Source organism: Pseudomonas protegens (genome assembly GCF_013407925.2).
Lineage (GTDB): Bacteria > Pseudomonadota > Gammaproteobacteria > Pseudomonadales > Pseudomonadaceae > Aquipseudomonas > Aquipseudomonas fluorescens_AP.
The window spans coordinates 2,502,908-2,523,911 of sequence record NZ_CP060201.1 but is presented as its reverse complement, the minus strand read 5'-3'; the positions used below and the strand labels follow the sequence as shown (position 1 = coordinate 2,523,911).

The 21,004-nt window shown below is 66.3% G+C and carries 20 protein-coding genes; 4 read left to right on the top strand and 16 right to left on the bottom strand.

Annotation, left to right across the window (positions count from 1 at the left end; translation table 11 throughout):
• Nucleotides 1-20 precede the first annotated feature (20 nt).
• From GGI48_RS11755 to GGI48_RS11705, 11 genes are all read right to left on the bottom strand, one after another.
• A complete protein-coding gene (locus GGI48_RS11755) occupies nt 21-2,156 on the bottom strand; it encodes a TonB-dependent receptor (protein ID WP_179598423.1) in 2,136 nt (711 codons plus the stop codon).
• Between the two features lie 154 nt (nt 2,157-2,310).
• Nucleotides 2,311-3,693: a PepSY-associated TM helix domain-containing protein gene (locus tag GGI48_RS11750; protein WP_179598421.1), complete on the bottom strand. Its 1,383-nt coding sequence runs from the start codon at nt 3,691-3,693 to the stop codon at nt 2,311-2,313.
• 99 nt (nt 3,694-3,792) lie between these two features.
• On the bottom strand, nt 3,793-5,925 hold the full coding sequence (locus GGI48_RS11745) for a TonB-dependent copper receptor (RefSeq protein ID WP_179598419.1): 2,133 nt from the start codon (nt 5,923-5,925) through the stop codon (nt 3,793-3,795).
• Nucleotides 5,926-6,013: 88 nt separating this feature from the next.
• The gene (locus tag GGI48_RS11740; RefSeq protein ID WP_181957126.1) at nt 6,014-6,367 is read right to left on the bottom strand and encodes a DUF2946 domain-containing protein; all 354 of its coding nucleotides are present in this window, start codon (nt 6,365-6,367) and stop codon (nt 6,014-6,016) included.
• 112 nt (nt 6,368-6,479) lie between these two features.
• Nucleotides 6,480-6,974, bottom strand: coding sequence for a copper chaperone PCu(A)C (locus GGI48_RS11735; protein ID WP_409565369.1), 495 nt, complete (start codon nt 6,972-6,974; stop codon nt 6,480-6,482).
• A gap of 49 nt (nt 6,975-7,023) precedes the next feature.
• On the bottom strand, nt 7,024-7,422 hold the full coding sequence (locus tag GGI48_RS11730; RefSeq protein WP_179598416.1) for a DUF2946 domain-containing protein: 399 nt from the start codon (nt 7,420-7,422) through the stop codon (nt 7,024-7,026).
• A gap of 99 nt (nt 7,423-7,521) precedes the next feature.
• Nucleotides 7,522-7,812, bottom strand: a complete 291-nt coding sequence (locus tag GGI48_RS11725) for an addiction module antidote protein (RefSeq protein ID WP_179598414.1) — start codon at nt 7,810-7,812, stop codon at nt 7,522-7,524.
• Between the two features lie 3 nt (nt 7,813-7,815).
• Nucleotides 7,816-8,118 carry a type II toxin-antitoxin system RelE/ParE family toxin gene (locus tag GGI48_RS11720; protein ID WP_016968234.1) on the bottom strand — a complete coding sequence of 101 codons (303 nt, stop codon included), beginning with the start codon at nt 8,116-8,118 and terminating at the stop codon, nt 7,816-7,818.
• Nucleotides 8,119-8,301: 183 nt separating this feature from the next.
• A complete protein-coding gene (locus tag GGI48_RS11715) occupies nt 8,302-9,030 on the bottom strand; it encodes a cobalt-precorrin-6A reductase (protein WP_016968233.1) in 729 nt (242 codons plus the stop codon).
• Complete coding sequence (locus GGI48_RS11710; protein WP_047301443.1) at nt 9,027-10,124, bottom strand: cobalt-precorrin-5B (C(1))-methyltransferase; 1,098 nt, start codon at nt 10,122-10,124, stop codon at nt 9,027-9,029. Before GGI48_RS11710 ends, GGI48_RS11715 begins: the two co-directional genes overlap by 4 nt.
• 93 nt (nt 10,125-10,217) lie before the next feature.
• Nucleotides 10,218-11,432: a bifunctional cobalt-precorrin-7 (C(5))-methyltransferase/cobalt-precorrin-6B (C(15))-methyltransferase gene (locus GGI48_RS11705; protein WP_016968231.1), complete on the bottom strand. Its 1,215-nt coding sequence runs from the start codon at nt 11,430-11,432 to the stop codon at nt 10,218-10,220.
• A 131-nt stretch (nt 11,433-11,563) separates the two neighbouring features.
• On the opposite strand from GGI48_RS11705, the gene cobG reads away from it, so the two are divergent.
• From cobG to cobJ, 4 genes are read left to right on the top strand one after another with little or no spacing between them, the layout of a single operon-like run.
• A complete protein-coding gene (gene cobG / locus GGI48_RS11700; protein ID WP_179598412.1) occupies nt 11,564-12,877 on the top strand; it encodes a precorrin-3B synthase in 1,314 nt (437 codons plus the stop codon).
• Entirely contained in the window at nt 12,870-13,496 is a 627-nt protein-coding gene (locus tag GGI48_RS11695) for a precorrin-8X methylmutase (RefSeq protein ID WP_047301451.1), read from the top strand. The genes cobG and GGI48_RS11695 overlap by 8 nt, the downstream gene beginning before the upstream one ends.
• Nucleotides 13,493-14,227, top strand: coding sequence for a precorrin-2 C(20)-methyltransferase (locus GGI48_RS11690; RefSeq protein ID WP_409565368.1), 735 nt, complete (start codon nt 13,493-13,495; stop codon nt 14,225-14,227). Before GGI48_RS11695 ends, GGI48_RS11690 begins: the two co-directional genes overlap by 4 nt.
• The gene (gene cobJ / locus GGI48_RS11685) at nt 14,227-15,948 is read left to right on the top strand and encodes a precorrin-3B C(17)-methyltransferase (protein ID WP_179598410.1); all 1,722 of its coding nucleotides are present in this window, start codon (nt 14,227-14,229) and stop codon (nt 15,946-15,948) included. The genes GGI48_RS11690 and cobJ overlap by 1 nt, the downstream gene beginning before the upstream one ends.
• 54 nt (nt 15,949-16,002) lie before the next feature.
• Here cobJ and GGI48_RS11680 read toward each other — a convergent pair whose 3' ends face one another.
• The 5 genes from GGI48_RS11680 to GGI48_RS11660 form a co-directional block, all read right to left on the bottom strand.
• Nucleotides 16,003-16,464 carry an SMI1/KNR4 family protein gene (locus tag GGI48_RS11680; protein ID WP_179598408.1) on the bottom strand — a complete coding sequence of 154 codons (462 nt, stop codon included), beginning with the start codon at nt 16,462-16,464 and terminating at the stop codon, nt 16,003-16,005.
• Nucleotides 16,461-17,006: a CPCC family cysteine-rich protein gene (locus tag GGI48_RS11675; protein WP_179598406.1), complete on the bottom strand. Its 546-nt coding sequence runs from the start codon at nt 17,004-17,006 to the stop codon at nt 16,461-16,463. Before GGI48_RS11675 ends, GGI48_RS11680 begins: the two co-directional genes overlap by 4 nt.
• A 23-nt stretch (nt 17,007-17,029) precedes the next feature.
• Complete coding sequence (locus tag GGI48_RS11670) at nt 17,030-17,482, bottom strand: hypothetical protein (RefSeq protein WP_179598405.1); 453 nt, start codon at nt 17,480-17,482, stop codon at nt 17,030-17,032.
• Between the two features lie 56 nt (nt 17,483-17,538).
• The gene (locus GGI48_RS11665; RefSeq protein WP_003171467.1) at nt 17,539-18,135 is read right to left on the bottom strand and encodes a MarC family protein; all 597 of its coding nucleotides are present in this window, start codon (nt 18,133-18,135) and stop codon (nt 17,539-17,541) included.
• A 63-nt stretch (nt 18,136-18,198) separates the two neighbouring features.
• Nucleotides 18,199-20,985: a hybrid sensor histidine kinase/response regulator gene (locus GGI48_RS11660; RefSeq protein ID WP_047301462.1), complete on the bottom strand. Its 2,787-nt coding sequence runs from the start codon at nt 20,983-20,985 to the stop codon at nt 18,199-18,201.
• Nucleotides 20,986-21,004: the final 19 nt, after the last annotated feature.

Sequence of the window (21,004 nt, the reverse complement as noted above, 5' to 3'; positions counted from 1 at the left end):
GTGTGGTCCAGCCGGGGCGGTTAAAAGGTGTAGTCAGCGGTGACGAACAACGAGCGCGGCTCGCCGAGTATCCATTGCTGGCCGTCATTGTATTGGCTTTGTGCGTACTGGCGGTCAAACAGGTTGTTCAATTGCAGGCCCAGGGTGGTATTGGGCAGGGCTTTCCACGACAGGTTGGCATCGACCACGGTGTAGCTGGGCAGCTCGTTGCGGTTGGCAAGGTCCGCATAGCGCGCATCCACGTAGCGCACTCCGGCGCCGGCCCGCAGGTCATCGTTGAGGGCCTTGCTCAGCCACAGGTTGGCGGTGCGCCGCGGCACGTCCACCGGGCGCTTGCCATCGCGGGAGACTTGCACGCCGTTGACGTCCTGCTTGAAGTCGTCGTACTGGGCGCGAACGAGGGAGGCGTTGGCTTGCAGTTGCCAGGCGTGGGGCAGTTGCAGGTCCAGGCTGGCTTCCAGGCCGTTGGAGGATTGCTGGCCCACCTGCTGTTTCTGGCTCGGCTCGCCGGGCACATCGGTCAGCAGCTTCTTCTTGACGATGTGGTAGGCGGCCAGGGTCCATTCACCGCGCTGGTCCCAGAACGCTTGCTTGAGGCCGATCTCGGTCTGTTTGGCGCTGGACAGGTCGAACTGCTGCTGGCTCTTGCTCAGGGAGATCAGCCCGCCGACGCCGTCGGTGCTGGTGGAGTACTGGCCGTATACGGATGTATCCGGAGTGACGGCGAACACCAGCCCGGCTTTCCAGTTGTTGCCGGTCAGGGTCTTGTCGCTCTGGCTGTCGTCGTTCAAGTCATCCCGATCAATGTGCGCGTAGTCGCGGCGCACACCGCTCACCAGGGACCAGCGCTCGCTCAGTTGCAGGCGGTTTTCGGCGAACACCGACATCTGTTTGGTGGTGGTCTTGAATTGATCGCGGTAAGGGCTGTTGCTGGCGAAGTCGCCCGGTGCCGGGTGATACGGGTCCAGCGCTTGACCGTTGGTAAAGCTGTCGCTGAAGGGCGAATTGCTTTTCAGGTGAAAGCGAATGCGGTTGTAGTCGACGCCGGTCAGGGTCTGGCTGTCGAGGCCCAGCAGTGAGTGCTTGAAGGTGAAGGTCTGGCGGTCGCCGAGCTGTTCCTGCTGGTGGCCGATACCGTAGTAACCGCTGCGGCTCAGTTGGCCGGTGCTCGGGTTGAAGTTGTAGTTCTCGGCGTTCTGCCAGCGGCGTTGGGCCTTGAGGTAATACAGCTCGTTGCTGGCACTGACCTGGTCGGAAATCTGCCATTCGCTGGTCAGGCGGGTCCACTGGTCGTTGTAGTGCTGCTGGTCATTGCGCACGTTGTAGTTCTTGTCCCGCAGGCGCTTGTGCAAACGCCCGTCGAGCAGCGGCGTGCCGAAGTAGTTCATCGGCTGCTGGTCGCCGTAGTCGTGGGCCAGGGTGAAGGCCAGGTCGTCACGGGCCTGCCAGCGCAGGGCGGCGCTGACGAAATCGGCGGAGGAGTCGCCGCGGTCGATCCAGCCGTTGCTGCGCTCGCGGTTGAGGTTGAGCCGGTAGCTCAAGGTGTCGCTCAGGGAGCCGCCGCTGTCCAGGGCCTGTTGCTGGCGATCGAAGGAGCCGTAGCCCAGGCGCAGGTGGTTTTCGATTGCGCCGCTGAAGGGCTTTTTCGGAATGCTGTTGATCACCGCGCCGGTGGCGCCTTCGCCGTACAGCACCGAGGCCGGGCCGCGCAGCACGTCGACCCGCTCCACCGCCCAGCTGTCCACCGGGAAGGTCACGGTGCCCATGCCGGTGTACAGGCGGTTGCCGTCATACAACTGCATCACCGAGCTCTGCCCGGTAAAGCCCCGTGCCGACAGCGAGGTGCCGCCGTCGCCCGGGGTGCCGGTGCGGCTGATGCCGGTGCTGCGCGATACCGCGTCCTGGATGCTGCGATCACCCCGGGCACGAATCCGTTCGCCGCTCAGGCTGTCGGTGCTGGCCGGGGTTTCCAGGGCGCTCAGGTTCAGACGCGAACCGGCGCTGGTGGGGGTGTTCAGGTTGACGCTGTCGTCGGCCTCGCTGGCCGCCGCCGAAATGGTGCCGGTGGGCAGGGTCAGGGTCGAGGCAGATGGGGCCGCCTGGGCCAGGCAGGGCAGGGCGATCAGGCAAAGGCTGGGCAGCAGGTAGTTGTTCATCGGGACGGTGAATCACTTCTTCGAGGGGGGGCCCGCAGCGGGTGGGCTGCGGGCCGGGATCTTACACGCTGGCGTTATAAAGTAACATTATAACTGTGCATGGTTAAGCCGCCGGGATTCTACAGAGCCCTCTGGAACGCGCATCTCGGCTGATTCATGTTGAAGATGAAGCCGATTCAGGGCCGCGGTTGAAGCGTGAAAGCAGCAGGCGATCGAGCAGCCACACGGCAACCAGCGAGGCGCCCACCAGCGGAAAGGCCAGGGCCAGCAGCGCCATGATCAGGGTCGCGGTTTTCCACTTCGGCAGGTCGTGGCGCAGCGGCGGCACGCCGAGTCGACCCTGGGGACGACGCTTCCACCAGATGACGACGCCGCTCACGGCGCTGAGCAGGATCATCAGGCACACCACCAGCACCAGGATCTGGTTGAAGCGGCCGAACATCTTGCCCTCGTGCAGCATTACCCCCAGCTCGGTGGCCCGGGCCACGTTGCTGTACTGCTGCCAGCGCACGTCGGCCAGGACCTTGCCGCTGTATTGGTCGACATGCAGGGTGGCGTCGTTGCGCGGGTCGTCGGCGAACACGGCGATGGTGAACACGCCGGTGGCCGTTTTCGGCAAGGTGATGCTGTAGCCCGGTTCGACCTGGCGCTCGCGGGCGATGTCCTGCACCGCTTGCAGGCTCACGGTCGGAGCCGCCGGAGCGCTATCGCCGCCGTTGTGGGCCATGTGTTCGGCGTGGTCGCCGGACATCGGCAGCGGGGTGTTTTCCAGCGCCCAGGGCACGGTCTGGCGCGTGGCGCTGTTGAGTGTGCGGGCCTGCTGGTCGGAGGTCGGCACATCGTTCCACATGGCTGCCGGGAAGCGGTTCCACAGGTCGGCGTACTGCTTGCCCCAGAAGCCGGTCCAGGTCATGCCGCTGAGCAGCATCAGCAGCAGGAATGCCGCGCCCCAGAAGCCCAGCACGCTGTGCAGGTCACGCCAGAACAGGCGGCCGCGGGCACTGAAGCGCGGCCATAGCACGCCGGCCGACGACTTGCCCCGTGGCCACCACAGGTACAGGCCGGACACCACCAGGACGATGCCCCAGCCGGCGGCCAGTTCCACCAACCGGTCGCCGACGGTGCCGATCATCAGCTCACCGTGAATGGCCCGGGCCACGGCCTGCAGGTTGCGCTTGGCATCCTGCTCGCCGAGCACGTCGCCGTGGTAGGGGTCGATGAAGACATTCAGCTCCCGGGCCTTGTCCTGCACCACGAACTGCGCGCTGCGCTCGGCATCAATCGGTGGCAGGTACTGCTTGATATGGCCCTGGGGATAGGCCGCTTGCACCCGTTGCAGCAAGTCGTCGGCACTCAGCAGGTGATGACCGGCGGGCACCTTGAGCAGGCTGGGGTACATCAGCGGGTCCAGTTGCGGCTTGAACAGGTAGATGATGCCGGTCAGGGCCAGCATCACCATGAACGGGGCCACGAACAGCCCGGCGTAGAAATGCCAGCGCCAGGCCAGGTTGTAGAAAGACACTTTGGGTCGGTTCATCGGGGAAGGCTCCGCAAGGCCGTGGATTATTGTTTATTGGGTCTGTCCGCCGGCAAGCCGGCTCCCGCGAGGAGGGGCTGGCTTGCTGGTGAAGGGCTGTCAGAAACTCAGGTCGACCTTGGTCCAGAGGGTGCGCCCCGGCTCGTTGATGGCCTGAGGGTCTGTGGCCGGGTAGCCGAAGCCGGCGTTGCCCGCCAGGTTCAGGTGCTCGGCGTAGGCCTTGCCGAACAGGTTGTCGACCCCGGTGCTGAGCTTGAGGTTCTTGGTCACCCGGTAGGCGCCGTTGAGGGAGAACACGCCGAAGCCACTGCTCTTGCCGAAGTCCTTGCCGACCACGTTGCCCTTGTTCAGGTCGACGCGGTTCTGCGCCGCCACCACTCGCCACAAGGCACCGGCGCTCCAGTCGTCCTCGCTGTAGGTCAGGCCGAAGCGCGCATCCAGCGGCGGCATCTGCGGCAGGGCCTTGCCATCGCTGCTGTTCTTGCCCCAGGCGTAGGCCAGGGTCGCGTCGGCTTTCCAGTTGGAGGTCAGCTTGTAGGCCGCGCCCAGTTCGCCGCCCATGATCCGCGCGTCGATGTTCTCGGCCCGTGAGGTGCTCATGCCCATCATGCGGGTGTTGTAGTCGAAGAGGATGTAGTCGCGCACCTGGCCGATGTAGCCCGAGGCCCAGGCCTCCAGATCCTCGCTCTGGTATTGCAGGCCGAAGTCGAGCTGGGTGGTCTTTTCCGGCTTGATCGAATCGAAGGCGTTCACTGAGCCGGCCGGGCCCATTTTCGGCGAGAACAGCTCCCAGTAGTCGGGGAAGCGCTGGGTGTGGCCAAGGCCGACGTAGAGCGTGGTCGGGCTGTCGTCCAGATCATGCTCGTAGCGCACGAAGCCGCTGGGCAGGGTGTCGGCGCGGGTGTCGCCGGCGGTGGGGTTGGCGCTGCTCATCATCCCCGAGCCGATGCGCTCGCGATAATCCTTGGCCGAAGCGCGATCCAGGCGGGCGCCTGTGATCAGGCGGTCGCGCTCGGCGGCGTACCAGGTCAGCTCGCCGAAGGCGCCGTAGTTGTGGAAGTCGGCGTCCTTGGTGCGCGGCAGTTGCTTGTAGGTGTCGACGCCGCTGCTGGACCGGGCGCGGTGTTCGTTGGTCTGGGCGTCCAGGCCGCCGATCAGTTGCAGGTCGGCCCAGCGCCAGGTGGCCTTGATCCGCGCGCCGAGGGTGCGACGGTCGACGTTGGAGGCCATGGGACCGGCCATCATCCCGGTGCCGGACGGGGTGCGCAGGCTGTAGTTGTCCATCACGTGGTCGGCGTAGTTGTAGTAGACCTGGGCCTCGACCTTGTCCAGCACCTCGCCGAGGTTGGATTTCTCGAAGCGCAGGCCCAGGCTTTCGCGCTTGAACTGCGAGCCGTCCATGCCGCGTCCGGCGGAGCGGGCTTCACCGTCGCCCTTGCCGGCGGTGAGCTCCAGCAGGGTGTCGGCGTCCGGGGTCCAGCCCAGGGCCACGTCGCCATTCCACTTGTCGTAGCGCGAGGGCACGGTGTCGTTGTTGCCGTCCTTGTAGTCGTCGGAGTGGGCGGTGTTGCCGATCACCCGCACGTAGCCCAGGGGACCACCGGCGGCCGCGTCCAGGGTCTTGTCGAAACGGCCGTTGGAGCCGGCCAGCAGGCTGGCGTTGACCCGGGTGCCGAGTTCGCCGAAGTGTTCCGGTTCACGTTCGAACAGCACCGTGCCGGCCGAGGCGCCCGGGCCCCAGAGCACGGTTTGCGGGCCCTTGATCACGGTCAGGCGGTCGTAGGTTTCCGGGGAAATGTAGGAGGTTGGCGCATCCATGCGGCCAGGGCAGGCGCCGAGCATCATGCCGCCGTTGGTGAGGATGTTCAGCCGCGAGCCGAACATGCCGCGCAGCACCGGGTCGCCATTGGTGCCGCCGTTGCGCACCAGGGCAAAGCCGGGAATGGTCTTCAGGTAGTCGCCGCCATCGCTGGCCGGCACCGGCTGACGCGGGTCCTTGGGGTTGGTGACTACGGTCAGCGGCGAGCTCGGGGCGACGGCGGTGATTACCGTCGGGCTCAGTTCGGTGCCGTGCTGGGCATGCTCCTGTGGCGCATCGTCGGCCAGGGCCAGGGGCGTCAGCAGGACGCCGCAGAGAACCGCGAGGGCACGGTTGAAGGACTGGCGGGCAGGGTTCAAGGCGAAGGGCTTGGATGGCTGGGCAACGCCCAGGCGAGAGTCAGCAGAAAACATAGATGTTCCATCGATCAGTCTTGAATGACACGGCCGCAGGTACGCGCCTGTCGCGCTGACAGCCGGCCGTGTGAGATGAGCAGGGGACTCAGGCGAGGATCGGTGGGGCGCGGGTCAGGGCGCCGGGGAACACGGTCTGCCGGGCGTGGCCCAGGCGCGTGGCGGGGATCAGGAAATCAGCTGTGGGCGTGCTCGCCAGTGCGGCGAACGACAGGCCTGAAGGCAACGCCGGGCAGTTGAACAGCAGGCTGCAATAGCCGCACTTTTCCCAGAGTACGTGCTGTTCACCCTGGGGCTTTCCCTGTTGGGCGTGATGCGGGCTTTCACCGTGACAGCCGGGCGCGCCGTCGCCCATGTCCATCGTCGCGGACATGTTCATCGGCGTGCTGTGATCCATCGGCATCGACTGGGAAATCAGCGGGCCGATAAAGATCATCAACATGGCGAACAGGCTGATCCAGCTGCCGCGTCGAACTCGCCGGGAGTTGCGACGCGGCACGGACCGCCCGCGGCCAGGCGCGTGCGGGGCGTTCACGGTAAGGGCCGGTCAGGGATTACTGGTCGTGCATGTGCCCTTGCATGGCGTCGGGAGCCTGCTTCTGCACGGCGACCTCAACCGTGACATTGCCCGACTTCTCGAAGTGCAGGGTCAGGGGGAAGCGCTTGCCGTCGCTGAGCAGGCTGCGATCCTTGAGCTCCATCAACATCACGTGGTAGCCCATGGGCGCGAAGGTCACCTCGCCACCGGCGGGAACCGCGACCTTGGGCACCTGCTGCATCTTCATCATGTCGCCCTGCTTGACGTGCTCATGCAGCTCGGCCCGACCGGCGATCGGCGAGTCGACACTGAGCAGGGTGTCGGCGTTCTTGCCCGGGTTGTGCACCACGAAGTAGGCGGCCACGGTCGGCGCGTTCGGCGGCAGTTCCTGGGACCAGGGATGGGCGATCTGCAATTCGCCGGCCTTGTAGTCATGGGCGTTGGCGAAGCAGGCAGGCAGCAGCAGTGCGGCCAGGAGCAGGGATTGCTTGACCAGGGATGGTTGAGGCATGGCAGTTCTCCAGAACGATTCAAAGACGCAGATCACTTGCGAAACGGAATCATGCCAGAGGCGGTGCACCGGGGTTCAGGCTGGGCCATTGCTGGCGCAGGCTGAGCATTTCGATCTGTGGCTGCGGCGCGCCCGGCCGGGCGGCGAAGCGAGTGAAGTACAGCTGGGGGACGTGCCCCGGGAGGGCCACCAGGGGCGGCGAACCGGAGCAGCACCAGCAGTGCTGCATGGTCGAGTGATCGTCATTCTGCGGGGCCTGCTGGTCGAGCTTGCCAAGGGATATGGCCACCAGCTTGGTGCCGGTGGACGAGCAGAAGCTGCCCCACAGCAGTTGTTCGTTCAGCCCCGGATCGTTGCGCTGCATGGCCCCGGAAAGCGGCATGGCAAGCATGTTGAACAGCACTGCGAAGCAGGCGATCCAGGCAAATGCGAGCCGTTGTCGGGACATGGGGACGATCCGTCGGTTGAGCGATCAGGCGGGTATTTAGCCTGATCGCTGTGGATAAGTAAAAAAGCAGCGTATGCGGTGTGGTGTCGCAGTGCCCGTTCAGGCCGGGCTGACGTTGAGCTTGAGCCCGAGCGCCTTCATGACCTTGATGATAGTCGCGAACTCGGGATTGCCCTGGCTGCCCAGGGCCTTGTAAAGGCTCTCACGGCCCAGGCCGGTGTCGCGGGCGACCTGGGTCATGCCGCGGGCGCGAGCGATGTCGTTGAGCGCGGCGCGGATCAGCTTGCCGTCGCCGGCGTCTTCCTCGAAGCAGGCGTCGAGGTAGGCGACCATGTCTTCAGGGGTCTTGAGGTACTCCGCTGCGTCGAAGCGGGTGACTGGGGTGTGCATGTTTCAACCCTCGCTCTTGAGGTCGTGGGCCAGTTGCCTGGCCTGTTGGATATCGCGTTTCTGGGTGCTTTTGTCGCCGCCGATCAGCAACAGGTAGATCCGATTGCCCCGGCGCGAAAAGTACACCCGGTAGCCGGGGCCACGGTGGATGCGCATTTCATAGACCCCATCGCCCACGGGTTCGCAGTCGCCGAACCGGCCCAGTTGCGCGGCCCTGATCCGCGCCAGCACGCGGGTTTTTCCCTGGGGATCTTTAAGGCGTAGCAGCCAGTGGGTGAACGCCTGAGTCTGCTCAAAGATGAACATGGCGACTGTATTCCTTGGGATACGAGCTGGCAAGTCATTTGCCAGACTGAAATCGATTGCCGCGACGACCGGGCCACTGTTGAGCCGGTCGACACTGCATCGTTGCAAGGAGGCTAAAGCAGAGTCTTAGCGATCGCTGCCAGGGGAATCCCAAGAGGTTGTGGGGTTTGGCGTCTTTGTCTGTCAGGCGCGAGACAGCTGCCCCAGGGCGCCGAGCAACTCGGCCACGCTGGCAAAGTGGCGGTCGGCCGCGGGCAGCTCGGGGCGCTTGAGCACCAGCACCGGTATGCCCCGCTCACGTGCCACTTGCAGCTTGGGTTCGGTGGCGCCGCTGCCGCTGTTCTTGCTGATCAGCACGTCGATGTTGCGCCGGGCGAACAGTTGGCGCTCGTCTTCGATCAGGAAAGGCCCACGGGCGCCGATGACTTCGCAACGCTCATTGCCGGGGCAGGTTTCCAGGGCGCGCAGGGTCCAGAACTGCCCCGGAGGGATTTCATCCAGATGCTGCAACGGCTCGCGGCCCAGGGTGAACAGCGGGCGCTTGAACGGTCGCAGGGCTTGCATCAGTGGCTCCCAACCGGCGATCTCGCGCCAATCGTCACCCGCTTGCGGCTGCCAGGCCGGGCGCCGCAACGCCCAGCAGGGCACGGCTGCGAGAGCGGCGGCAGCCACTGCGTTGGCGCTGATCTGCGCCGCGTAGGGATGGGTGACGTCCAGCAGCAGGCCGATGCCTTGCTCGCGGATAAAGCCTGCCAGTCCTGCGGCGCCGCCATAGCCGCCGACCTTGACCTGGCAGTTCAGGTCCGTGGGCACCCGGCCCACCCCGGCCAGGCTGTAGATATGTTCAGGGCCCAGGGTGCGGGCGATGGCCAGGGCCTCGGTGACCCCGCCCAGCAGCAGAATACGGGTCATGACAAGACTCCGGCATGGCCAACGATGCCGCCCTGGCGATCGATGGCGAAGACTTCCACCTGAACCTGGGCCGGCACCACGCTGCGGGCGAAGTCCAGGGCGTGTTGGCACACCGCGTCGCCCAGGGCGATCCCGGCGGCGCTGGCCATGGCCAGGGCCTGCTGGCTGGTATTGGCCTCGCGTATGGCCTGTTGCAGGTCCGCTCCGGCACCCACTGCGGCGGCCCATTGCGCCAGTTGCGGCAGGTCGATGCTGGAGTGGCGGCTGTGCAGGTCCATGTGGCCGGCGGCCAGTTTGCTGATCTTGCCGAAGCCGCCGCACAGGCTGAGTTTATCCACAGGCACTTTGCGCAGGTGCTTGAGCACCGCGCCGACAAAGTCGCCCATTTCGATCAGGGCGATTTCCGGCAGGTTGTAGACCCGGCGCATGGTGTCCTCGCTGGCGTTGCCGGTGCAGGCGGCAATGTGCAGGTAGCCGTTGGTCTTGGCCACGTCGATGCCCTGGTGGATCGAGGCGATGTAGGCCGCGCAGGAGAAGGGCCGGACAATGCCGCTGGTGCCCAGGATCGACAGTCCGCCGAGAATCCCCAGGCGCGGGTTCATGGTTTTCAGGGCCAGCTCGGCGCCGCCCTCGACATTCACCGTGACTTCGAAGCCGCCGCTGTAGGCGTGTTCCTCGGCAAGCCGTTGCAGGTGCTCGCTGATCATCCGGCGCGGCACCGGGTTGATCGCCGGTTCGCCCACCGCCAGCACCAGGCCGGGGCGGGTCACAGTGCCCACGCCCTGGCCGGCGACAAAGCGGATTCCCGGCTCGCGGGTCAGGCGCACCTGGGAGTAGAGCAGGGCGCCGTGGGTCACATCCGGGTCGTCGCCGGCATCCTTGAGGGTCCCGGCTTCGGCGCCCTCGGCGGTGCGGCGGCAGAACTCCAGGCGCATCTGCACCTGCTTGCCCTTGGGCAGGACGATCTCCACCGCGTCGGCATTGACGCCCCCCAAGAGCAGGCGCGCGGCGGCCAGGCTGGTGGCGGTGGCGCAACTGCCGGTGGTCAGGCCGCTGCGCAGGGGCGCGGGCTGCTCGGCCGTCTCCTCACGCATGCCCTCGCCCCCGTCGGAGCGAGCTGGCTCGCGAAGGGCGCGCGACGGTCTTTGGGGGGAACGCTTTCGCGGGCCCGCCTGTTTCTACAAAGCTCATGGCTGGTCCCTGGGTTTGTGCAGGTCCAGCAGGGTGATCGGCAGGGCCTGGCGCCAGGTGTCGAATTCCCCCAGGGGCTGGGCCTGGGCGATATGGATGCGGGTCAGCTCACCGCCGTGCGCTTGGCGCCAGTGCATCAGGGTCATTTCACTTTGCAGGGTCACGGCGTTGGCCACCAGGCGTCCGCCGGGCTTGAGCCGTTCCCAGCAGGTTTGCAGCACGCCTTCGCGGGTCACCCCGCCGCCGATGAACACCGCATCGGGGCGCTCCAGCCCGTCCAGGGCCTGGGGCGCGCTGCCGCGAATCAGTTGCAGCCCGGGCACCCCGAGCACGTCACGGTTGTATTCGATCAACTGCTGGCGGCCGTCGTCGGCTTCGATGGCCAGTGCCCGACAACTGGGGTGGGCACGCATCCATTCGATGCCGATGGAGCCGCTGCCGGCGCCCACATCCCAGAGCAATTCGCCGGGCACCGGGGCCAGGCGGGCCAGGGTGATGGCGCGCACGTCACGCTTGGTCAACTGGCCGTCATGGCGGAAGGCCGAGTCCGGCAGGCCGGCCAGTCGGGACAGTTGCGGCGTATCGGCCGCGGCCCGGCATTCGATGGCCAGCAGATTGAGGTCGGCGAGCGCGGGATCGCTCCAGTCGTCGGCCGTGCTGTCCAGGCGCCGTTCCAGGGGGCCGCCCAGGTGCTCCAGCACCGTCAGGCGACTCGGGCCGAAACCGCGTTCACGCAGCAGTCCGGCAATCGCCGCCGGGCTGTGGCGGTCATTGCTCAGCACCAGCAGGCGCACGCCGCTGGACAGTTGGGCATTGAGCGCGGCAATCGGCCGTGCCACCACCGACAGCGTGACCACGTCCTGCAGGGCCCAGCCCAGGCGAGCGGCGGCCAGGGAATAGGAAGAGGGGAAGGACACGACCTGCAGCTCGTCGGCCGGCAGTTGCCGGGCCAGGCTGGCGCCCACGCCGAACAGCATCGGATCGCCGCTGGCCAGCACGCAGACCGGCGTTCCGCGCAGGCTCAGCAGGGGTTCCAGGGAAAACGGGCTGGGCCACAACTGGCGTTCGCCGCGGATGCATGCCGGCAGCAGATCCAGCTGACGCTGGCCGCCGACGATCCGCGAAGCGCTCAGCAGGGCGTGGCGGGCATTCCTGCCCAGGCCCTTGAAGCCGTCTTCACCGATTCCCACTACTGTCAGCCAGGGCGACATCTATATTCCTCAAACCTAAGGTTCCGACCGGCAGGCTTTTCATGCCTTCGGACAAAGCAGGCATAATACCGCGCCTTCACTGACGAAGCGCTTTTCCCACACTGCCGGTTGCCCCTTTGAACGAACGCCCTATGTCCACCGCCATCCGCCCCTCGGCCTGCCCGGGGTTGCTGCGCATCGTCCCGGCGCTGGACGGCGGCATCTGCCGGATCAAGCTGGCGGGCGGGGTCATCAGTGCCGCCCAGGCCCGGGCGGTGGCTGACGCGGCGCAGACCTATGCCGGCGGTGTGATCGAGGCCACCAACCGCGCCAACCTGCAGATCCGCGGGATCGGCGCCGAGCATCGGGCCCTGATCGATGCACTGCTGGCGGCCGGCCTGGGACCGACCACCGCCGCCGGCGACGATGTGCGCAACCTGATGCTCAGCCCCAGCGCCGGCATCGACCGGCAATTGCTGATGGACACCCGGCCCCTGGCCGGGCAGATCCTTGACACACTGCAGCGTCACCCGCGCTTCCATGAACTGTCGGCCAAGTTCGCCGTGCAGCTCGATGGCGGCGAAGCCCTGGCCATGCTCGAACATCACCACGACCTGTGGTTGGCGGCACTGGCGCGTGAAGGGCAGTTGCTGCTGGCCTTCGGTCTGGCCGGCAGCCCTGTGGATAAACCCCTGGCGGCGGTGCCCGAGGCCCAGGGCCATGAACTGCTGGTGGCGGTGCTGGAGCTGTTTCTCGATCTGGCCACCCCCGAGCAGACGCGGATGCGCCACCTGTTGGTGCAGATGCCGGTGGCGGATTTTCTTGCCCAACTGAACCTGCGCCTGAGCAGCCCCTTGCTGAACATCGATGGCTGGCAGCGTCCAGCTGCGGTTGCAGGGCTGCACCTGGGAACTTATCCACAGCGCGAGGGCGACCGGGTCTATGTCGGTGCGGTCGCGCCCCTGGGGCGCCTGGACCCGGCCATGCTGCGGGGCGCCGCACAACTGGCCGAGCAGTACGGCGACGCCAGCCTGCGTTTCACGCCCTGGCAGAGCCTGCTGCTGCCGGGCATTGCCCCGGCGGATGCGGCCACGGTCACCGCCGGCCTGGGGCAGTTGGGCTTGCTGTGCAGTGCTCAACAACCCCTGGCTCAGCTGATCGCCTGCACCGGCTCCAGTGGCTGCGGCAAGGCCCTGGCCGACACCAAGGGCGATGCCCTTGAGCTGGCGCAACTGCTGCAGCGCCACGGCCGGCAGACGGCCGTGCACCTGTCGGGTTGTTCCCGTTCCTGCGCCGCCGCCCATGTGGCGCCGGCCACCCTGCTGGCGACGGCCCCAGGGCGCTACGACTTGTATCTACGCGATGCTGCGCAGCCGGGTTTCGGCACGCTGCACGCGCGCAACCTTTCTATTGAAGCGGCAGAGGCTCTGCTTGATGCCCGCCCACGGAGTCACCTTGATGATTGATTACATCCGCGACGGTCAGGAGATCTATCGCAACTCCTTCGCGATCATCCGCGAAGAAGCCAAGCTGGATCGCATTCCCGCCGACCTGGAAAAACTCGCGGTACGGGTGATCCACGCCTGCGGCATGGTGGAAGCCATAGACGGCCTGCAATTCTCCGCCGGTGCCGGCAAGGCCGGGCGTGAGGCCCTGGCCGCCGGTGCGCCGATCCTCTGCGATGCGCACATGGTGGCCGAAGGCATTACCCGGGCGCGCCTGCCGGCCAACAACCCGGTGATCTGCACCCTGCGTGACGAGCGCGTACCGGCGCTGGCCCGGGAGCTGGGCAACACCCGTTCGGCGGCGGCCCTGGAGCTGTGGCGCCCGCACCTGGAAGGCAGCGTGGTGGTGATCGGCAACGCCCCCACCGCACTCTTCTACCTGCTGGAGATGCTCGACGCCGGCGCGCCGAAACCGGCGCTGATCCTCGGTTTCCCGGTGGGCTTCGTCGGTGCCGCCGAATCCAAGGCGATGCTCGCCGCCGACAGCCGTGGCGTGCCTTTCGTGATCATGCAGGGGCGCCTGGGCGGTAGCGCCATGGCCGCCGCGGCCGTCAATGCCCTGGCCACGGAGGTCGAATGATGGTGCAACCTGGACGTTTGATCGGCCTTGGCGTGGGTCCCGGTGATCCGGAACTGATTACCGTCAAAGCCCTGCGCCTGCTGCGCGAATCGCCGGTGGTGGCCTACTTCGTGGCCAAGGGCAAGAAAGGCAACGCCTTCGGCATCATCGAAGGGCACCTGCAACAGGCCCAGACCCTGCTGCCGCTGGTGTACCCGGTGACCACCGAAGTGCTGCCGGCGCCGCTGTCCTACGAGCAAGTGATCAGCGATTTCTACGACAGCGCCAGCCAGGAACTGGCGCTGCATCTGGATGCCGGTCGGGATGTGGCGGTGATCTGCGAGGGCGACCCGTTCTTCTACGGCTCCTACATGTACCTGCACGATCGTCTGGCCGAGCGTTACCAGGCCGAAGTGGTGCCGGGCGTGTGCTCGATGCTGGGCGGCGCTTCGGTGCTGGGCGCGCCCCTGGTGTATCGCAACCAGAGCCTGTCGGTGCTCTCGGGCGTGCTGCCCCATGAGGAGCTCAAGCGGCGGCTGGCGGACGCCGATGCGGCGGTGGTGATGAAGCTGGGGCGCAATTTTCCCAAGGTGCGCCAGGTCCTGGAAGAGCTGGGGCTGGCGCAGCGGGCGCTGTACGTCGAGCGCGCCACCATGGCCAACCAGAAGATCGTGCCGCTGGATGACGTGGAGCCGATGTCCTCGCCGTATTTCTCGCTGATCATCGTGCCCGGCGAAAGGTGGCAAGGCTGATGGCCCGTTCAATTCCGGCCATCGTCATCCTGGGCCAAGGCAGCCTCGACACCGCGCGACAGATCCAGCGGCTCTATCCCGACTCGTTGATCCACGGTCTGGCGGAACGGGTCGAAGGCGCCGATCGGATCTACCACGAATTCGGCGCCACCCTGCGCCAGCTCTATCAACAGGACACGCCGATCATCGCCCTGTGCGCGGCCGGGATCGTGATCCGCACTCTGGCGCCGCTGCTGCTGGAAAAAGGCGCCGAACCGCCGGTGCTGGCAGTGGCCGAAGACGGCAGCGCCGTGGTGCCGCTGCTGGGCGGCCTGGGCGGGGTCAATGTCATGGCCCGGGAAATTGCCGCGGGCCTTGGAGTGGCTGCGGCCATTACTACTAGCGGTGAACTGCGCTTCGGCACCTGCCTGCTCAACCCGCCCAGCGGTTATGCCCTGGGCGACCTGGAGCTGGGCAAGCGTTTCGTCTCCGACCTGCTGGGTGGCGAAAGCGTGCGTATCGAAGGCGCAGCGCCCTGGCTGGCTGCAGCGAAGCTGCCCGAGGACGAGCAGGCGCGCCTGACCATCCGCGTCGGCTCTGCCGAGCGCGAGCCTGCGGCCAACGAACTGCTGATCTACCCCCGCAGCGTCCTGGTCGCCTGCCGTAGGAGCCAGCTGGCTGGCGAAAGCGATACCGGCCTTGCCACGCAAATCCGAGAGGCCCTGCATCAGGCGCGCATCGCCGTGCAGTCCGTCGCCTGCCTGTTGGCGGTTGACAGCGACATGGCCGACCGCGTCCTGCACCAGGCGGCCGCCGAATTGGGTGTGCCGCTGCGCTTTCTGCCAACTGCTGGCAGTGTGGCTGAACTGGCGCAACAAGCCGTGCCGCAGCTATTACCTGCGCTCAAGGTGGGGGACGACATCGCCATCGCCGTGGCCAGCGAGCCCCTGGACCCCGAACAGATCGGCCGGCCCCGTGGGCGCCTGGCTGTCATCGGCCTTGGCCCTGGTGCGGCCGAGCTCATGGTGCCGGCGGTCAAGGCGGAACTGGCCCGGGCCAACGACATCCTGGGTTATGAAACCTACGTGCGCATGGCCGGCCCGTTCCGCGCCGATCAGGTGATGCACTGCACTGATAACCGCGAAGAAATGCAGCGCGCCCGCCACGCTTTCGAACTGGCGGCCCAGGGCCGTTCGGTGGTGGTGGTGTCGTCCGGTGATCCCGGAGTATTCGCCATGGCCGCGGCAGTGCTCGAAGCCCTGCACGAATCCAGCGATCCGGCCTGGCAGCGGGTCGACCTGGAGATCCTTCCCGGGGTTTCCGCGTCCCTGGCCACCGCCGCCCAGGCCGGCGCACCGCTGGGTCATGACTTCTGCGTGCTATCGCTGTCGGACAACCTGAAGCCCTGGGACATCATCGAGAAGCGCCTGGACCTGGCTTCTCAGGCCGATCTGGCCCTGGCCTTCTACAACCCGATCTCCCGTTCCCGACCCTGGCAACTGGGCCGGGCCCTGGAGATCGTGCGCCAGCACCGCACGCCGCACACCCCGGTGGTGCTGGGGCGCGACATTGGCCGTCCGGGCCAGACCTTGCGGGTGATCACCCTCGGCGAGCTGACCCCGGAGCAGGTGGACATGCGCACCATGGTGCTGGTGGGCTCTTCCACCACCTGCGTCTTCCCCCGGGCCGAGGGCGGCGAGTGGGTTTACACGCCGCGCTGGTACGGCCATAAACCCTTGTAGGAGCCGGCTTGCCGGCGAAGGCGCTCGCAAGGTCGCCATCGCCGGTAGCGGCTTCTAGCGCGCAGGGTCCTCATCCTCATCCATGTCCGTGGCGGTCAGCAGCCAGGTGATGAATTCGAAGAAGCTGGCCCATCTGGCCGGGATCCGGCCGGCGACGAAAGCTTCCCGGTCGCCCAGGTCGAAATCCCAGACGCCACCGCTGTCCTTGTCCAGCAAGTAGCCGCCTTGACCTTGCAGTGAGGTGAAGGCGATGAAGTTCTTGGGCAACTCCCAGACTTCATGAATGAACTCGGTGCACATCAGGATTTCATCACTGGGCCCGTCGATGTTCATCAGCACTCCGTAGCTCACTCGGTCCAAGAAGTTGGCGGGGTGACAGGTCAGGTAGATCTGCGCGAACTCGCTGTCCAGGGCAATCCCCAATGTTGCCAGCGCTCGGGTGACCTCGGCGGTGTCGGGGGGCGGGCAGTAGCGGGGCTGGGCTTCGATCAAGGCGATCAACTGCGGGGGAATCATGGGTGCTCCTTGCTGATGTGTGGCCACTTGTCCAAGGGCAGGCGGCCCTGCTGCTGGGCAAAGTGTTCCCGGGCCTGGCCCAGGGTTTGGTGGTTGGGCCCGCTCAGCACATCCAGCGCCTGGCTGCCGTCGTCTTCCCAATGGCACAGGTCGCAGATCTGGTATTCGCCCCGCGCCGAGAGGGTTCGATATCCGCAGCAGGGGCAGGCCTCCAGGTACTCGATGTCCGCGCTGACGGCGTAGTCGCCCAGCCCGGCCTCGCGCAGGCTGCGCATCAGGTACAGGTGGGTGACGCCGCGGTATTCGGCGCGCAGGGCGATCAGCAGCAGGGCGTCGTAGCGCGGGTCTTGCGTATCGTCCGGGGGCTCCGGTTGCGAGATGAGCTGTTGCTGCAGGTCGGGTGGCAGTGTCGCGAATTCAAGGTTGTCGCTGTCCATCCCCCACCAGTTCAGGAGCAGGGAAGCCCGAGCGGCGAGGTCGAGGTCGGGCAGCCTGTGTGTGCTCAGGAGGTCGATGGCGGCGGTGGCGTTCAGTTTTTTCATCGGGCTCGGTGTGGGCGGGCGGTTCATGGCCAGACCAGGGTCAACCGATCGGGGCGCTCGACAGGGACCCGCACGGTGACGCCGGAGGTCGACTCGGCATGGATTTGCTGGTCGTGGATCTCGACCCGGTAGAAGGGATTGGTTTCGCTGAGGACAAGCAGCCAGATCAGTGCATCCGTGTCCTTTTCCAGCAAGGCCAGGAAGCCGTCGCCGCCGTGCCCGGCGGTCTCACCGCACTGGGCATGAAAGGACTGCGAGCCTTCGGCGGCAAACCCCAGGGCGGTGATGAAATCAGCATCATCCCTGCCTGGGAAATCCAGGGCCGGCATCCAGACTTTGTTGCTCAGCCGGGGATGTTCGTAGGGCAGGTCGAACAGGCAGTAGAACCCGCTGTTGAGGACCAGGGTGTTTTCCCGAGGGAAGCACCCGGCCTGCCATTGTTCCTGGATAAAGGCCGCGTCGGCGCTGTAGGGCATGGTGCGGTTCCTGCTCCTGCTGGGAAGGTTTCCTACAGGTTCGAGACCTGGCGGACCTAAGGGACCAGGTAACCCCTTACCCCGGTGAAGATGATCTGCGCCGCCAGGGCACAGACGAACAGTCCCATCAGCCGGCTGACGATCTGCAAGCCCTGGTCGCCGAGGATGCGTTCGATGCGGTTGGACAGGTACAGCACCACGCCCACGGTGAGGCTGGCCAGGGCGATGCTGAGGATCGCGGTGAGCTTGTCGTCCCAGTGCGGCTGGCTGACGCCCATGACCAGCAGGGCGCCGATGGTGCCCGGGCCCACGGTCAGGGGGATGGTCAGCGGCACTATGGTCACGTCCTGCTGCACGTTGTCGGTCTGCACCGCCGACTTGCCCTGGGCCATGCCCAGGGCGGAAATGAACAGCACGCTGCCGGCGCCGATGCGGAAGGCGTCCACGGTGATGCCGAACACGCTGAAGATCACTCGCCCGAACAGGTACAGCAAGACGCTGGAGACCAGGGTGGCCAGGGCGACTTTCCAGGCCAGGCGCCGGCGCTCCTTGGAGGAGTAGCCGCGGGTCAGGCTGATGAAGCACGAGAGAACGAAGAACGGGCTATAGAGCACCAGCATCTTCAGGTAAACGCTGAACAGCACGTGGAGCATGGTGGAAGCTCACGACTAGGGAGGGCGAGCGAGAGTTTAACAGGCGCCGCAGAGGCTGTCGGCTCAACTGGTGTGTGCGGCGCTGCGTTCGCGCAGATCGCGCTGGGTGACCCAGTGTTCCACCAGCTCGCGCAGTTGCGAGAGCTCTACCGGCTTGGCCATGTGCCCGTCCATGCCGGCCTGGCGCGCGCGCTCCTTGTGCTCGGCGAGGATGTGCGCGGTCAGCGCCACCACCGGGGTGCGCACCCGCTGGTTGCCCACTTCCCAGGCGCGCAACTGCTGGGTGGCGGAGAAGCCGTCGAGTACCGGCATCTCGCAGTCCATCAGCACCAGGTCATAGCGCTTGGCCTTCATTGCCTGCAGCGCTTCCTCGCCATTGCTGGCGGTGTCGGGCTGCAGGTTGAGCTTGCCGAGCATGCCGCGAATGACCTTGGTGGAGATGCTGTTGTCCTCGGCCACCAGGATGCTGAAGTCGCTGGGCACGGTGATCTGCGCGGGGCCTGGCGCCGGGGTCGAGGGCATGTTGTAGGGGGCGGCGGGGGCTTTGTCGCGCTGATTGAGTTCGTCGGCCAGGGTGGTCTTGAGGGTGTAGCCGGCCACGGGCTTGGCGAGGATGCGCTTGATCCCGGCATTGCGCGCAATCACCTTGCTCGGCGCGTTGCTGATGCCGGTGAGCATGATCAGCAGGATGTCGTGGTTCAGGCTCGGGTCTTCCTTGATCTTCGCCGCCAGCTGCATGCCGGTCATGCCGGGCATGTTCTGGTCCAGCAGCACCACGTCGAAATAGTCCCGCAGGTGCGCCTTGGTCCGCAGCAGGGCCAGGGCTTCCTTGCCCGACGGCACGGCGCTGACGTTCAGGCCCCAGGCGCTGCATTGCTGCACCAGCACCTTGCGGCAGGTGTCGTTGTCGTCCACCACCAGTACCCGCGCGCCCTGCAGGGGGCCGTCGAGGTCGGCGGTCGGGTGCTCCAGGCGCTCGGCGTCCAGGGGCAGGGTGAGCCACAGGGTGCTGCCCTGGTTGCTGCCGCTCTTGATGCCGAACTCGCCGTGCATCAGCAGGATCAGCTGGCGGGCGATCACCAGGCCCAGGTTGCCGCCCAGGCGGGTGCTGGCGAGGAAGTTCTTGCTGTGCAGTTCGGTGTGCAGCAGGGCCTCGCGTTCTTCGGCGTCCATGGGCTGGCCGCTGTCCTGCACGGCGATGCGCAGGCGTGGCTTGCTGCTGCGCTCGTCGATGGCGACGACGATCAGCACCTCGCCCTCGTCGGTCTTCTTCAGGGCGTTTTCCAGCAGGCTGAGCAGGGCCTGGCGCAGGCGCGTCGGGTCGCCGCTGATGACGCGCGGCACCTGGGGCTGGATAAAGCTGATCAGCTCGACATTCTGCTGTTCGGCCTTGGCCCGGAAGATGCTCAGGCAATCCTCGATCAGGGCGTTGAGGTCGAACTGTACGTCGTCCAGTTCGATCTGCCCGGACTCCAGCTTGGAGATGTCGAGGATCTCGTTGATCAGGGTCAGCAGCTCGTTGCCGGCGCTGTGGATGGTTTGCACGTAGTCGCGCTGCTTGACCGACAGCGGCGTGCCCAGCAGCAGCTCGGTCATGCCCAGCACGCCGTTCATCGGGGTGCGGATCTCGTGGCTGATCTTGGCCAGGAACTCGGCCTTGGCATTGACCTCGGCGGTGCTGGCGGCCAGGTCGCGGCTGACGCTGAAGCGGTTCTCGGTGATGTTGCGCTGGCGTTCGCCCAGGGCAATGCTCATCAGCAGGCCGGCGACGCAGACCACGCTGAGCAGGGTGACGATCAGCCCTTGCGGGGCCACCAGGGTCAGGCCCAGCAGGGCCGGGAGAATCACCAGGGTGCCGAGGTTGAAGATCACCATGGCGGTGACGAACAGCCGCGCCGGGCGGTAGCCCTGGTGCCAGTGATAGCCGCCGACGAACAACATGCTCAGGCCGGCCAGGGCCACCAGGCCGTAGGTGATGATGTTCAGCGGCAGGGTGTTGACGAACAGCAGCAACAGGCCGAACAGGCTGATCAGCAGGATGTTGCCCAGCAGCAAGCGGTTCAGCGGGTGCGGACCCAGCGGGGCGAAGAAGCGGTAGGCGAACATCATCCCGCAGGGCGCAGTCAGCAGCAGCGCCAGGTAGGCGCCCGGGGTCTGCAAGGCCTGCCAGTCCGGCAGCCACGGGCCGAACAGGTTCAGCAGCATCAGCAGGCTGAGGGTCAACAGGCCCTCGCAGGCCGCCAGCCACAGGCTGCTGCGCGAACGGGTGTAGGCGAAGCGCGTGAGGTTATGCAGGATCAGCATCGCCAGGCAGCCGAACAGCAGGCCGTAGATCAGGGTCTGGCTCTGGTCGGCGGCGCTCATCACCGCCGATTGCAGGGTGATGTAGGGGCGCAGTTCGTGTTCGGATACCAGCCGCAGGTAGACCTCCAGCGGCTTGGCGCTTTGCGGCAGCGGCAGCATGAAGTCGCTGCTGGGCAGGGGCTTTTCCGTCTGTGGCTGGCTGGAGCCGGTGTTCACTTGCTCGATCAGCTTGTCGCCGTCGAGCACGTAGAGATTCAGGTGGGACAGGTCGGGGGCGAAGATCCGCAGGATCTGCTCGTGGGGCCCGGGCTGCAGCTTGAAGCGCAGCCACAGCGCGCCATCGGGTTCGGCGGCGGTCAGCTTGTCCAGCTCGATGGGGCTGAACTGGTTGGTGTAGCGCGGGGAGCGGATGTCACTGAGCTGCAGGTCGGCCTGTTCGTCGAGCAGAACCGCCCAGCCACTGCCTTGAGCGGCCAGGGCCGGATTCAAGCAGAGCAGGGTCAGCAATGTGACGGTGAAGCCTAGGGCGATCCTGAGCCAGCGCACGGTGAAATCCCTTCATTGG